This is a genomic window from Nonomuraea roseoviolacea subsp. carminata (assembly GCF_024172185.1).
GTDB lineage: Bacteria > Actinomycetota > Actinomycetes > Streptosporangiales > Streptosporangiaceae > Nonomuraea > Nonomuraea roseoviolacea.
The window spans coordinates 4,764,845-4,778,363 of the sequence record NZ_JAMZEC010000001.1; the positions used below are offsets into that span (position 1 = coordinate 4,764,845).

At 73.2% G+C, this 13,519-nt stretch carries 10 protein-coding genes; 4 read left to right on the plus strand and 6 right to left on the minus strand.

Features of this window, described 5'->3' with window-relative positions; genetic code table 11:
- Positions 1 to 25 precede the first annotated feature (25 nt).
- Genes HD595_RS22255 through HD595_RS22265 form a run of 3 tightly spaced genes read right to left on the minus strand, consistent with a single transcriptional unit; the run spans position 26 to position 4,475 of the window.
- Positions 26 to 949: a hypothetical protein gene (locus tag HD595_RS22255; RefSeq protein WP_253772000.1), complete on the minus strand. Its 924-nt coding sequence runs from the start codon at positions 947 to 949 to the stop codon at positions 26 to 28.
- Complete coding sequence (locus HD595_RS22260; protein ID WP_253772002.1) at positions 946 to 2,214, minus strand: hypothetical protein; 1,269 nt, start codon at positions 2,212 to 2,214, stop codon at positions 946 to 948. Before HD595_RS22260 ends, HD595_RS22255 begins: the two co-directional genes overlap by 4 nt.
- Positions 2,211 to 4,475: a Wzz/FepE/Etk N-terminal domain-containing protein gene (locus HD595_RS22265; protein ID WP_253772004.1), complete on the minus strand. Its 2,265-nt coding sequence runs from the start codon at positions 4,473 to 4,475 to the stop codon at positions 2,211 to 2,213. Before HD595_RS22265 ends, HD595_RS22260 begins: the two co-directional genes overlap by 4 nt.
- Before the next feature lie 318 nt (positions 4,476 to 4,793).
- On the opposite strand from HD595_RS22265, the gene HD595_RS22270 reads away from it, so the two are divergent.
- Entirely contained in the window at positions 4,794 to 5,972 is a 1,179-nt protein-coding gene (locus HD595_RS22270; RefSeq protein ID WP_253772006.1) for a glycoside hydrolase family 26 protein, read from the plus strand.
- On the opposite strand, the gene HD595_RS22275 is transcribed toward HD595_RS22270, so the two are convergent.
- From HD595_RS22275 to HD595_RS22285, 3 genes are read right to left on the minus strand one after another with little or no spacing between them, the layout of a single operon-like run.
- Positions 5,917 to 6,798: a sulfite exporter TauE/SafE family protein gene (locus tag HD595_RS22275; RefSeq protein WP_253772008.1), complete on the minus strand. Its 882-nt coding sequence runs from the start codon at positions 6,796 to 6,798 to the stop codon at positions 5,917 to 5,919. The two genes, HD595_RS22270 and HD595_RS22275, sit on opposite strands and share 56 nt — an antisense overlap.
- Complete coding sequence (gene cysC / locus HD595_RS22280) at positions 6,795 to 8,024, minus strand: adenylyl-sulfate kinase (RefSeq protein WP_253772010.1); 1,230 nt, start codon at positions 8,022 to 8,024, stop codon at positions 6,795 to 6,797. The genes HD595_RS22275 and cysC overlap by 4 nt, the downstream gene beginning before the upstream one ends.
- A 58-nt stretch (positions 8,025 to 8,082) precedes the next feature.
- Positions 8,083 to 8,784 (minus strand): methyltransferase domain-containing protein, encoded by a 702-nt coding sequence (locus tag HD595_RS22285; RefSeq protein WP_253772012.1) that lies wholly within the window; start codon positions 8,782 to 8,784, stop codon positions 8,083 to 8,085.
- Positions 8,785 to 8,859: 75 nt separating this feature from the next.
- On the opposite strand from HD595_RS22285, the gene HD595_RS22290 reads away from it, so the two are divergent.
- The 3 genes from HD595_RS22290 (at position 8,860) to HD595_RS22300 (ending at position 13,517) form a co-directional block, all read left to right on the plus strand.
- A complete protein-coding gene (locus HD595_RS22290) occupies positions 8,860 to 9,288 on the plus strand; it encodes a cupin domain-containing protein (RefSeq protein ID WP_253772014.1) in 429 nt (142 codons plus the stop codon).
- 72 nt (positions 9,289 to 9,360) lie between these two features.
- Positions 9,361 to 12,849 (plus strand): transcription-repair coupling factor, encoded by a 3,489-nt coding sequence (mfd, locus tag HD595_RS22295; protein WP_253772016.1) that lies wholly within the window; start codon positions 9,361 to 9,363, stop codon positions 12,847 to 12,849.
- A gap of 29 nt (positions 12,850 to 12,878) precedes the next feature.
- Positions 12,879 to 13,517, plus strand: a complete 639-nt coding sequence (locus HD595_RS22300; RefSeq protein WP_253772018.1) for a SurA N-terminal domain-containing protein — start codon at positions 12,879 to 12,881, stop codon at positions 13,515 to 13,517.
- The last annotated feature ends 2 nt before the right edge of the window (positions 13,518 to 13,519 follow it).

Consider the following 13,519-nt stretch of genomic DNA (forward strand, 5'->3'; position numbering starts at 1 on the left):
GCCAGCACCGCGTGCTTCCCGGCTCTCACGGCAGCAGCTCCTGGTGGTCGACGAGGGGGCTGAGCCACACGTCCGGCGGGCCCAGCGGACTGTGGCCGTCGGCGGCGTGCCGGTCGGCCAGCTTGATGAGGTACAGCAGCGCCGTCCGCCGCGCCTGCGCGCCGGACACGCCGAGCGGCGCCAGCAGCCGTACGGCCTGCGCCAGGCACGCCCGCGCGGCCGTCGCCGGGTCCATCCGGCGCAGCGCCCGCTGGAAGAAGTGGTGGACCGCGTCGAACCCGTAGGGCACGCCCACCTCGTACCGCTCCCAGTCCCAGACCAGGAGCCGCCCGTCGGAGGACGGCGCGATGTTCCACGGCGACAGGTCACCGTGCCAGGCGGCCCTGCCCGGCTCCCCGGTGCCGGCGATCTCGCGCACGGCGGCCGTCAGCAGCTCGGCAGGCACCCGGGACCGGCCGGGCCGCGGCGTCCGGCTCCGGCGCACGGGCAGCGGCGAGACGGCGAGCAGCTCCAGGCTGCGCCAGCGGCCGTGATGCAGCACGGTCGGCGCGACCACCGTGGTGAGCGTCAGGGTGGCGAGCTTCCGCAGCGCCGCGGCCTCGTTGGCGACCAGCGCGGCGGTGCGCTCGGTGTCGCCGACCTTCACGTACGCGAGCAGCTCCCCGCCGGAGCGGGCCTCCAGGACCGGCTTGCGGTTGGCCCGCCGGGCGGGTCGCACGTGCAGGACGGTCTCGACGGGGACGCCGAACAGCTCGCCCAGATGGGCCGAGATGGACCCCTCGACCGGCACCACGAGCCGGCGGCCGACGTGCCACCAGCGGCGCGGCGCCAGCCGGCGGGGCAGCAGGGGATGGGGCAGCAGGCTGTGGGCCCGGGGCGAGCCCGAGCCGGGGTAGAGCAGCCGGACCGTGTCGTCGAGGTAGCCCAGGCGGATCTTGGCGTCGTTCACGAGCTGTTCCTCCACAGCAGGGCGAAGGAGATGAGATAGAGGATGAGGGGGGTGACCAGGCCGTCGTAGACGAGCATGTAGAGCAGCACGAGGGCCATCACCAGCACGCCGGCCAGCCCGACGGGGCTGCGGTCGGACCAGTGGCGGCGGATCGCGCCGACGAAGAACGAGACGTACAGGGCCGCCCCGGTGAACCCCTGCGTGATGACGAGCAGCCAGAGCTGGCCGTCGCTGCCCAGTGGCGGATGGCCGCAGCCGGAGCACCAGGCGGTCTTGCCGGTGGTGATCGTGCGGTGGTTGCCCAGGGCGTTGCGGGTGTTGCCGTAGCCGATCACGGGGGAGTGGGCGGCGGCCTTGATCGTCGCCGTCACCGTGAAGGCCCGGATGTCGTTGGAGTGGGGGTTGTCCAGCCGCTGCCCGACCAGCGCCGCCAGCGGGCTCAGCGCGAACACCAGGGCCCCGGCCACCGCCGCCCCGCACAACGCGAGGCGGGCCCGGCCGCCCACCCGCAGGACCACGTACAGGGCGCTCAGGCCGAGCCCGATCCACAGGCCGCGGTTGAGCGAGTAGACGACGGGGACCGCCGCCAGCGCCACCAGCGCCACGGCCGCCGCCCTGCGTGCCCGCCCGCCGTACACCCACCAGCCCACCACGAACCAGACCAGCAGCACCGACACGTTGCTGCCCCAGGCGTTGGCCCACTCGAACGGCGCCTCCGGTCGCGGCGAGGCGTAGCCGAGGACCTTCTGGGTCTGGGCGGCGGTGGGGTGGACGAGGTTCTGGACGAACGGGTTGCCGCCGATCCAGTCGGGCAGCAGCAGCTCCACCGGCGAGGTGAACGAGAAGCCCGGGGCGAGCACGCCCAGCAGCCCGCCCGCCACGGTCACCACGAACAGCACGCCGAGCATCCGCACCAGCGTGAGCTGCGGCAGCTCCCGATCGGTCAGGTTGCCCAGGTACAGCACGAGGACCAGCAGGGAGACGTAGAGGGCCAGCCGCATCGCGTAGCCGACGATCCGGCCCGCGCCCAGTTCGCCGTAGGTGCCGGGGGGCGACTCCGACAGCATGAGCGCGCTCAGGCCGTAGCCGGCGAGCAGCAGCAGCCACAGCCCGAACCCGCGCGGCACCCGGATCGGCCTGCGCCGCCACAGGATGACCGCCATCGGCACGGCCAGCACGACCACCGCCAGCCCGCCGAACCCGAGCGCCCACCACACGGGGTAGCCGAGGAGCAGCGCACCGACGGGCCACGCGGGTCCTCTCACGAGGGGAAGCCGGGAGGGCGCGGCCATCTCGCTCCGGCCCGTGAGGGCCAGGGGTCCTGCGCCGGGTCGGGCTCGCGCCCGCGGTCGGTGCCGCGCCCGGTCTCCGGCTCTGCCGCGTGCCTGGCCCGCGTCTCGGACGTCCCCGGGTCTGTGACGCCGGGGTGGCCGAAGCCGGTCGGGATGGGCGCGGTGGTTCCGTGGCTTCCGGGGTGGGAGGCGGTCGTTCCGTGGCCTCCGAAGCCGGTCATGCCGGGGGTGGTGGTTCCGCGGCCTCCGAAGCCGGTCGCGTTGGAGCCGGTCGCATGGGAGGCGGGCGTGTCGGAGGCGGTCGTCGTGGGGTGCCGGAGGAGCGTCGCGTCGGGATCGGTCGGAGGACCGCCGTCGCCGAGCGCCGCGGGGTCGCGCCGGGAACTCGCCACCAGCTTTCCGAGCCCCGCCTGCGCGGACGCCGGCGCGAGGGACGGCGACGCGGGCTCGCCGTACGTCGTCACCACGCCGATGACGGGCACCCTGTGCCTGCTCAGGTGGCGTACGGCGGCCAGCACCTCCGTGGAGGTCGCCCGGCCCAGCTCCACCATCAGCAACGCGGCGTCGGCGCGCGCCAGGTCGGCCGTGTCGGACCCGTCCAGGACCGACAGCAACGTGCCCGCCGACAGGGAGGACGTCACCGTGGTCGTGGCGAGGCCCGTGGGCACGGCGCGGACCAGCAGCCGCTTGCCCGGACACGCCGCGACCGCGGCGCCGGCCAGCTCGTGCAGCGCGTCGGCCAGCGCCGCACCGGCCTGCCCGCCTCCTGCCCGATCGCCGCGCGCGCCCTTCACACCCGCGCGCCAGGCACCCGCGCGCCGCCCGCTTTGTCTGTCGCCTCCACGAGCCGCGCCCGCACGCCGCCCGCCCTCACCGCCCGTCCCCGCTGCCACGTCCGAGATCAGGAGCCGCCCGCCTTCACCGCTCGCGCCGTAGGCGGCACCCGTGAGGTGTTCGCTCCTTCCGTGGCCCGCGCCTGCGACTGGTCCGCGCTCGCCCCTCGCCCTGCGGATCGCGTCGGTGAGCGGTTCGTCCCCGGCGCGCCCGACATGGGACGTGCCCGCGTGCCGCGCGCCGTCCCCACCGGCGTCGTAGGGCGTCCAGGCGCGGCCTCTCCTGTCCGTGACCGGAGACGTGACACCCTCCGCGCCCTCGACCGAGAAGCCGCTCGCGACCGAGGAGCCCGCGGCCGGATGACCCGCGACAGAGGAGCCCGCGATCGACAAGTCGGTGGCCGACGAGCCCGCGATCGGGCCGCCCATGGCCGGTGGCCCTGCACCCTCCCCGCCCGCGATCGCGAACCCGGCGCCCCCCGAGCGCACTCCCCGGCCGACACCCGGGCCGCCGGAGCCGGAGCCGCGGTCGTCGCGGGGCAGGCTGGCGAGGACCGGGAGGCCGGTCAGGCGCTCGACGTCGTCAGGGGTGCGCAGCCGCGTGTCGAGCCGGTCGCGGAGCATGGCGGCCCCCGCGCCCAGCAGGAGCCCCAGCATGAGGCCCGTCCCCAGGAACAGCGGCAGGCTGGGCGAGGCCGGATCCGTGGGCGGCACGGCGTCGCTGATCACCGAGCCGGGCGTCACGGTCGTCGTCTTCAGCGCGTCGTACTTGAGCGTCAGGCTGTAGGCCTGCCGGTTGAGGACGCTCTGCCGGTGGGTCGCCAGGATGTGCTCGGCCGTGCCCTTGCGGAGCGTTTCCAGCTCCCTGGTGACGGTCGCGAGCGTGGTGTTGACCTGCTTGAGCTTGGCGAGCATGGCCTTCTGCTGGAGCGCCAGCGCGGCCTGCGCGGTGGCGGCGCGGTTGGCGAGGTACGCCTCGGCGTAGGCACGGGACTGGGCCGCCGCCGCGTCGGGGGTGGCGGCGGTGACGGACAGCGACAGCACGGCGGAGTTGGGCGGCACGGCCACCTCGACCGGCTCCGGCGTGGAGATCCTCAGCAGCCGGGCGGCCCGGTCGGCGACGACGGCGGAGGCGGCGACCTGCGCCTCGGTGTCGAGGTTGAGCGGCTCGCGCTGCCGGTTGGTCACCTGGTTGCCCTGCTCCTGGACGCCCACGGCGGCCACGAGCACCTGCGTGGTGGCGGTGTAGGCGGGCGGTGTCAGCCGCATGAGCCCCAGCCCGGCCGCGCCGCCGGCCAGCACGAACCCGGCGAAGATCAGCCGGCGCCGGGTCAGCAGCGACAGGTGGTCACCCAGGTCGGCGCCGGACCGGCGGGCCGGGAGATCCGGCGGCAGGCTCATGCAGGCTCCCTGGGGGTGTGTGCCGTGCGTCGCCATATGGCGACGGTGCGTCACTGACGGAAGGTGTGTCCACTATAGGCGGGACGGAATATCACCCAAGCCGAATACGCGAGATTTTCTGCGCCAAGGCCGCTGGTTCGCCCTCCCATAAACCGAAATTTCGGTACGAAATGGTGGGCTCGTACCTGGGGTCACCAGCGGGAACACCGGCACCGGCTGACGCCCGCGAGATTCACATGGCATGGTTCGTTTTTGACGTGTCGGTGAGAGGGGCGGGCTGTCGTGTTGCCATCTGACAATTCACACCATTCATATGAAATGCGGCGTGGTATACGCGTCACCGCCATGGCGCTCCTGGTGGTGGCCGCCCTCACCGCTGCGACCGCCTGTGGAGGGACGGAGGCCCCGCGGGCGGGCGCGAGCTCGGGTGCGTCCGGTGAAGGGACGGCGGGCGCGCGTACACCCGGAGAGGGCGCGGACGCCTCGGCGGGGGGCGAGGCCGCCGACGACAGAGGCGTCCGCTCCACGGACCCCACCGGCCCGGACCCCACCGGCCCGGCCGCCGCCTGCGCCGTGACCGACAAGCTCATCCCGTCCTGCGGCGCCTGGTGGGGCGTGGCGCCCGAGATCTTCAGCGGCGCCCCCGTCGACCAGGCGCTGCGCCGCGCGGAGGCCCGCATGGGCGCGCGGGCCGACGTGGTCCACGTCTACCACCGGGGCAAGGATCTGTTCCCGACCCGCCGGGAGATCGACGTGGCCCGCGACCCGGCCCATCCCCGCCTGCTGCTGGTCAACTGGAAGCCGTCGGTGGACCGTACGTGGGCCGAGATCGCCGACGGCGCGATGGACGGCCGGATCGACCGCCTGGCCGAGCACGTCCGGCGCGTGTTCCCCGACCGGTTCTTCCTGACGATCCACCACGAGCCCGAGGACGACGTGCGCCCGGGCCCCGGCTCGGGCATGGAGGCGGCCGACTACGCGGCGATGTACCGGCACGTGGTGCTGCGGCTGCGCGAGAAGGGGGTGCGCAACGCGGTCACGGTCATGACGTACATGGGGGCGCCGAACTGGGCCTCGAAGCCGTGGTTCGAGAAGCTGTACCCGGGGGACGACGTGGTCGACTGGATCGCCATGGACCCGTACGCCGACGACCGGGTGCGCGACTTCGACGGCCTGGTCAACAAGACCCGCCCCGACTGCCCGCGCTGGCCGGGCTTCTACCGGTGGACGCAGCTCCGCTTCCCCGGCAAGCCGGTCATGGTGGCCGAGTGGGGGGCGTTCCTGCGGGGCGAGGACCGGGCGTTCCAGCGGGCGTTCTTCGAGTCCGTACGGGCCCAGGTGGGGCGCTATCCGCAGATCAAGGCGCTGGTGTACTTCGACTCGCCACGGGCGCCGCGCGGCGACACCCGCTTCGACGCCGAGCCCGCGGCCGGCCGGGCCTTCACCGCGCTCGCACGAGATCCGCACTTCCGCTCGACGCCCGTGCCGCTGCCCTGACCTGCCACACCCGGCCGGCCGCGATGACGGCGACGGCCCCGGCCAGCGCCCAGAGGGTGGGCGTGTTGCCGACGTTCAGCAGCTTGAGCGCGGAGGCGAGCAGCACGACCGCGAGCACGGCCCTGATGAGACCGCCGGGCGCCCGGGACGAGATCCGGGCGCCGAGGTAGACGCCGGGGATCGAGCCGATGAGCAGCGACACCGTGAGGTGGAGCTGGAAGTCGCCGAACAGCAGGTGGCCGAGGGCGGCCGAGGTGACCAGCGGCACGGCCTGCACGAGGTCGGTGCCGACGAGCTGGTTGGCCTTGAGCATGGGGTAGAGCGCGATGAGCGCCACGATGATGAGCGAGCCCGAGCCGACCGACGACACGCCGACGATCAAACCACCTACCGTACCGACCAGTAGGGTCGGGATCGGGCGGACGACGATCTCGCTCGCCTCCGCCGTGCCGCCCCGCCCGCCCAGCAGGGTCTTGGCGGCCAGGCCCGCCACGGCCAGCAACAGCGCGACGCCGAGGGCGTACTTCACGCCGTCGCCCACCGCGAACGCCCGCGCCACGAACACCCCGCAGAACGCCGCCGGCACCGAACCCGCGCACAGCCAGCCGACCAGCCGCAGGTTGACCGTGCCGCGCCGCAGGTGGACGAGGCCGCCGACCGGCTTCATCACCGCCGAGGCCACCAGGTCGCTGGAGACCGCCGCGAGCGGCGGCACGTTGAAGAACAGCATCATCATCGGGGTCATGAGGGCGCCGCCGCCCATGCCGGTCAGGCCGACGACGACGGCGACGAGAAACGAACCGGCGATCAGGGGAAGGTCGATCAACGGACCCATCCTCCGCTCCGCAGCGCCCCCAGCACCTGGGAGACGGCCGCCTCGATCGAGATGTGCGTGGTGTCGATCACCAGGTCGGCGTCGTCGGGCTCCTCGTAGGGGTCGGAGACGCCGGTGAACTCGGGGATGAGCCCCGCGCGGGCCTTGGCGTACAGGCCCTTGCGGTCACGCCGCTCGCACTCCTCCAGCGGGGTGGCGACGTGGATGAGGAGGAAGTCGGCGCCCACCGACTCGACCATCTCCCGCACCTCGGCGCGGGTGGCCGCGTAGGGCGCGATGGGCGCGCAGATGGCCAGGCCGCCGTGGCGGGCGGCCTCGGTGGCGACGAAGCCGATGCGGCGGATGTTGAGGTCGCGGTCTGCCTTGGAGAACGTCAGCCCCTTCGACAGCAGGGCGCGCACCACGTCGCCGTCGAGATGGGTGACGGTGCGGGTGCCCAGCTCCAGCAGCGCGTCGCGCAGGCCGCGCGCGATCGTGGACTTGCCGGAACCGGACAGGCCGGTGAAGAACACCACGAGCCCGCGCCGGTGCGGCGGGCCGGGGATGCTGACCGGCTCGGGACCGGCCAGGTGCTCGGCCGCGCCGTAGGCCGTGGCGACGTGCTCGCGCAGCTCCAGGTCGAGCTCGGGCTCCTCGCGCGGGGCGAGCGGCACGGACACGACCAGGGTGGCCTCGGGGAGGCGGTCCTTGGCCTTCAGCGCGGCGCGGACCACGGCGGGGCCGGGCTCGCCGTACGACAGGGGCAGGAGCACGACGACCGCGTCGAGCTCCTTGGCGACGGCGCTCACCTCGGTGAGGGCGGGGTCGTCCAGCGGCCCGCGCATCGTGACGACGAGCGCCGGGCGGTCGCCGAGCAGCTCGCGGACCTCCGCGGGCGTGCGCCGCAGCCGGGCGAACGGCCCGTGCTCGGCCGCGCCGAGACCGCGGACGGGACCGGCGGCCAGGCCGTCGTGGCCGCGCTCGGTCACGGTGAGCACGGCGAGCGGGACGCCCTCCGGGTCGAGCAGCGTGACCTCGTCGCCGGGGGCGGCCTCCTCGGGCAGGTGCAGCGTGACGGGCGCCGGCCACGGCGTGCCGTCGGCCAGGGTGCCGCGCTCGGCGACCGCGTGCAGGTCGTCGTGGCCGAGGAAGCCCGTCAGCGGTGCGAACGCCCCGGACAGCAGCAGCTCAAGGTCGGCCAGCTCCCGCGCCTCGGGGGTCCACTCCACGTCTCGCATCCCAACTATTCCGATTGAATTGGTAGGAAAGGAGTCTAGCGGTGTCTCGCGGGTGCCGCTAGATGAGGCGGGCGAAGTGGTTCTGCGGCTTCCTGATGACCATGGTGATCTCGTCGTGCGTCGCGGGGCAACGGCCGCGGGTCAGCCGGTCGGCCAGCGTCACCGCGGTGCGCCCGAGCGGGGTGGGCGCCGGCGCGCTCGCCGTGGTCTCGTCGTCGGTGATCATGAGCCCACGGCTCAGGCAGAACGCGTGGATGCCGTCGCGTGAGATCAGCGGCTCGTACACGGCCGGCAGGGCGCCCCCGGTCAGGTGGCGGCGCAGCCACCGCGGCGCCAGCCGCTCGCACAGCCCGTACGCCGAGCGCCGGTCGCGCATGCGCAGCAGCACCAGCCCGCCCGGCCGCAGCGCCTGGAGCAGCCGGTCGAGCACCAGCTCGGCGTGGTGGATGCGCTCCAGCAGGAACGACACCTGCACGACGTCGAACGACCTCGGCCGGATCGGCGCCGAGCGCAGGTCGCCCAGCAGGCACCTGGACAGGTCGGCCCGCGCCGCGGTGGCGGCCCTGACCGCCGGCAGGTCCTCGTCGACGCCGGTCAGGCGCGTCTCGATCCGGTCGAGGACCCGCGGCTCGTCGTGCAGGCAGCCGGCGACCAGCACGTCGAGGCGGCGGCCGAGCTGCTCGGCCCACAGCTCGCGCAGGCGCTGGACGAAGAGGTCGCGCGGCGCGGCGACCGGTCGCAAGTCAGACGTGCTACTCACAGTCGTCATCATATGACGTTCCGTGCACGGGCTCGGCGACGCGCCCGGCGCGGTGGTGGGCTAGCCTGCCCCGACATGGGGGAATCCGTGTACGTGGGGAACGCCGGAGCCGACGGCGCGGCCGACGCCGGCTGGCTGCTCGGGCACTTCAAGCCGTACGGCGACCCTCGCCACAGCGAGGACGTCGAGATCAAGTGGGGCGTCCACCCGGCCGGTGAGGAGCGGGCCGCCTGGGTGACCGGCGAGCGCCGCACGGCCCTGCTCGTCCTGATCAGCGGCCGGTTCCGGGTCGAGCTGCCCGGCCGCAGCGTCCTGCTGGAGCGGCGCGGCGACTACGTGGTGTGGGGGCGGGGGGTGGACCACTCGTGGGTGGCCGAGGAGGAGTCGGTGGTCCTGACCGTGCGCTGGCCGTCGGTGCCCGGCTACGCGGTCACCCAGGCCGACGAGCCCCCCGCGCGTCCCGGTGCGCGGTCACCGGGCGACGGCGCCGCCAAGTACCCTTGATGGCTGAGACCCCCGCGACCAGACCCGGCCGGGGGTAGTCGTGTTGCCGTCGTGGGGCTGTGGGCGTATCTGATGAGTCTTACCGGGCTGCTTGACCTTGTTGCCGCCGACCCTGGGCTGACCGCCGCTCTCGATGAGGGCGGCGACGTCGCGCTGGTCGCTCCCGCCGCGCTGCGCCCGTTCGCCGTGGCCGCGCTGTCCGGCCACGACCAGCGCACCGTGCTCGCGATCACCGCGACCGGCCGCGAGGCCGAGGACCTCGCCGCCGCGCTGACCAGCCTCATCGACCCCTCGGCCGTGGCCGTCTTCCCCGGCTGGGAGACGCTGCCGCACGAGCGGCTCTCGCCGCGCAGCGACACCGTGGGCCAGCGGCTCGCGGTGCTCAGGCGGCTGGCCCACCCGGTCAAGGACGATCCGGCGGCCGGGCCGCTCAGCGTGGTCGTCGCCCCGGTCCGCGCCCTGCTCCAGCCGATCATGAAGGGGCTCGGCGACCTGGAGCCCATCCGGCTGCGGGCGGGCGACGACGCCGACCTCGAGGACGTCGTGGCGCGGCTGGTCGACAACGGCTACCACCGGGTCGACATGGTGGAGCGGCGCGGTGAGGTCGCGGTGCGCGGCGGCCTGCTCGACGTCTTCCCGCCGACCGAGGAGCACCCGCTGCGCCTGGAGTTCTGGGGCGACACGGTCGAGGAGGTGCGCTGGTTCAAGGTGGCCGACCAGCGCTCGCTGGAGGCGGCCGAGGGCGGCCTGTTCGCGCCGCCCTGCCGCGAGCTGCTGCTGACCGGCGAGGTGCGGGCGCGGGCCCGGGAGCTGGCCGGGCAGTACCCCGCGCTGGCCGAGGTGCTCGACCAGCTCGCCGAGGGCATGCCGGTCGAGGGGATGGAGGCGTTCGCGCCGGTCCTGGCCGGCGAGATGGACCTGCTCATCGACCACCTGCCGGCGCGCTCCGCGGTGTTCGTCTGCGACCCCGAGCGCATCAGGGGACGCGCCGAGGAGCTCGTGCACACCTCGCAGGAGTTCCTGGAGGCGTCCTGGATCAACGCGGCGGCGGGGGGCGAGGCGCCGATCGACCTCGGCGCGGCGGCGTTCCGCACGCTGGAGGAGATCCGCCTGCGCGCCGACGTGCTGGGGCAGCCGTGGTGGTCGCTGGCGCCGTTCGGCGAGGGCGTCGAGCTCGACGCGCACGACTCCGAGGCGTACCGGGGCGACACGGCGCGGGCGCTGGCCGACGTCAAGGGCTGGCTCGCCGAGGACAAGGCGGTCGTGCTCATCAGCGAGGGCCACGGCCCGGCCGAGCGCCTGGTCGAGATGCTCAAGGGCGTGGACGTGCCGGCCCGGCTGCACACCCACCTCGACCGGCCGCCGGAGCCCAAGGTCGTGCACGTCACCACCGGGCTCGTCGAGCACGGCTTCGTCACGCCCGGCCTGGCCGTGCTGACCCATCTCGACCTGGTGGGCCAGAAGGCGTCCACCAAGGACATGCGGCGCCTGCCGTCCCGGCGACGCAACATGGTCGACCCGCTCCAGCTCAAGGTCGGCGACCACGTCGTCCACGAGCAGCACGGCGTCGGCCGCTACGTCGAGATGGTCCAGCGCACCGTCCAGGGCGCCACCCGCGAGTACCTCGTCATCGAGTACGCCAAGGGCGACCGCCTGTACGTGCCCACCGACCAGCTCGACGAGGTCACCCGCTACGTCGGCGGCGAGGCGCCCACCCTCAACCGGATGGGCGGCGCCGACTGGGCCAAGGCCAAGTCCCGGGCCAAGAAGGCGGTCAAGGAGATCGCCGGCGAGCTGATCCGCCTGTACTCCGCGCGCATGGCCTCGCCCGGCCACGCCTTCGGCAGCGACACGCCGTGGCAGCGCGAGATGGAGGACGCCTTCCCCTACGCCGAGACGGGCGACCAGCTCGAAGCCATCGACGAGGTCAAGCGCGACATGGAGCGCGGCGTCCCGATGGACCGGCTGATCTGCGGCGACGTCGGCTACGGCAAGACCGAGATCGCCGTGCGCGCCGCGTTCAAGGCGGTGCAGGACGGCAAGCAGGTGGCCGTGCTCGTGCCGACCACGCTGCTGGTGCAGCAGCACCTGTCGACGTTCACCGAGCGGTTCTCGGGCTTCCCGATCGAGATCAAGCCGGTCTCCCGCTTCCAGACCGACGCCGAGGTCAAGGGCACCCTCGAAGGGATCCGCTCGGGGTCCGTGGACGTCGTCATCGGCACGCACCGGCTGCTCAGCCCCGAGGTGCGCTTCAAGGACCTCGGCCTGCTCATCATCGACGAGGAGCAGCGCTTCGGCGTCGAGCACAAGGAGGCCATGAAGCACCTGCGCACCCAGGTCGACGTGCTGGCGATGTCGGCCACGCCGATCCCGCGCACGCTGGAGATGGGCCTGACCGGCATCCGCGAGATGTCGACCATCCTCACGCCGCCGGAGGAGCGGCACCCGATCCTCACCTTCGTCGGGCCGTACGACGAGAAGCAGATCACCGCGGCGATCCGGCGCGAGCTGATGCGCGACGGCCAGATCTTCTTCGTCCACAACCGCGTGGCCTCCATCAACAAGGTGGCCGCGCGGCTGCGCGAGCTGGTGCCCGAGGCGCGCGTCGCCGTCGCCCACGGTCAGATGAACGAGCACCAGCTCGAAAAGATCATGGTGGGCTTCTGGGAGCGGGAGTACGACCTGCTCGTCTCCACCACGATCGTGGAGTCCGGGCTCGACGTGCCCAACGCCAACACACTGATCGTCGACCGGGCCGACAACTACGGCCTGTCGCAGCTCCACCAGATCCGCGGCCGGGTCGGCCGGGGCCGGGAGCGCGGGTACGCGTATTTCCTGTACCCGCCGGAGAAGCCGCTCACCGAGACCGCCCACGAGCGCCTGGCGACCATCGCCCAGCACACCGAGATGGGCGCCGGCATGTACGTCGCGATGAAGGACCTGGAGATCCGCGGCGCGGGCAACGTGCTCGGCGCCGAGCAGTCCGGCTTCATCGCGGGCGTCGGCTTCGACCTCTACGTCCGCCTGATGGCCGAGGCGGTCGAGGAGCAGAAGGCGAAGCTGTCCGGCGTCGAGGCCCAGGAAGAGGTCCACGACGTCAAGGTCGAGCTGCCGATCAACGCGCACATCCCGCACGACTACGTCACCTCCGAGCGGCTGCGGCTGGAGGCGTACAAGCGGATCGCCGCGATCGCCACGGAGATCCACATCCACGAGGTGCGCGAGGAGCTCACGGACCGCTACGGCCGGCCGCCCGTCGAGGTGGACAACCTGCTGGAGGTCGCCCGCTTCCGGCTCAAGGCCCGCCAGGCCGGGCTCACGGATGTCACGCTGCAGGGCCAGAACATCAAGTTCGGCCCGGTCAGCCTGCGCGAGTCGCAGCAGGTGCGGCTCGACCGGCTCTACAAGAAGGCCGTCTACAAGCACGCGGCCGAGACGCTGCTCGTGCCCATGCCCAAGACCAAGCCGCTCGGCGGGCAGCCGCTGCGTGACCTGGATCTGCTCAAGTGGTGTGGTGATCTCGTCGAGGCGCTGTTCCTGGAGCCCATGCGGGTAAGCTAGCGCCGGGTTTTTGTCGGAAAGGGACGTAAGTGAAGTCGATTCGAATGGCTGTGGCCGCCGCCGCGGCAGGGGCGAGCCTCGTCGCGCTGACCGCCTGCTCCGCGCCCGTGGAGGCCGGCGCCGCGGCCGTCGTCGGGAACGAGCGCATCTCGGCGGGCGACCTCAAGCGCAACGTCAAGGAGTACGACGCCGCGCTGACCAAGACCGGGCTCACCACCCAGGCGCTCGGCATCCCCGGCTCCACCACCGAGGTGGTGCTCTACCAGCTCGCCAACATCGCGCAGGCCGAGCAGCTCGTCCGGAAGGCCAAGGTCAACGTCACCGACGCCGAGGTCGACCAGGCCATCGGCGCCGCCACCCAGCAGGGCGGCAGCTTCGAGCAGTACATGGTCTCCCAGGGCATGGCGCCCAGCAACGGCCGCCGCTTCATGCGCGTCTCGGTGGGGCTGCAGAAGCTGATGGCCCAGTACGGCGGCGGCACCGACCAGGCGGCCCAGCAGCGCGGGAGCGAGCGGATCCAGAAGGAGGCCGCCGCCATAAAGATCACTTACAGCCCCCGGTACGGGGTGGTCAACGCGCAGCGCTCGCAGACGAGCCCCGGCCTGTTCGCCGACGCCGGCCGCTTCGGCAAGGCCGCGACCCAGAACGCCACGCAGCAGCAGGGCTAGCC

Coding starts and splice junctions, on each gene's coding strand:
- HD595_RS22265 (WP_253772004.1), bottom strand. CDS start 4,475: ATGAGCCTGCCGCCGGATCTCCCGGCCCGCCGGTCCGGCGCCGACCTG.
- HD595_RS22270 (WP_253772006.1), top strand. CDS start 4,794: ATGCGGCGTGGTATACGCGTCACCGCCATGGCGCTCCTGGTGGTGGCC.
- cysC (WP_253772010.1), bottom strand. CDS start 8,024: ATGCGAGACGTGGAGTGGACCCCCGAGGCGCGGGAGCTGGCCGACCTT.
- HD595_RS22290 (WP_253772014.1), top strand. CDS start 8,860: ATGGGGGAATCCGTGTACGTGGGGAACGCCGGAGCCGACGGCGCGGCC.
- mfd (WP_253772016.1), top strand. CDS start 9,361: ATGAGTCTTACCGGGCTGCTTGACCTTGTTGCCGCCGACCCTGGGCTG.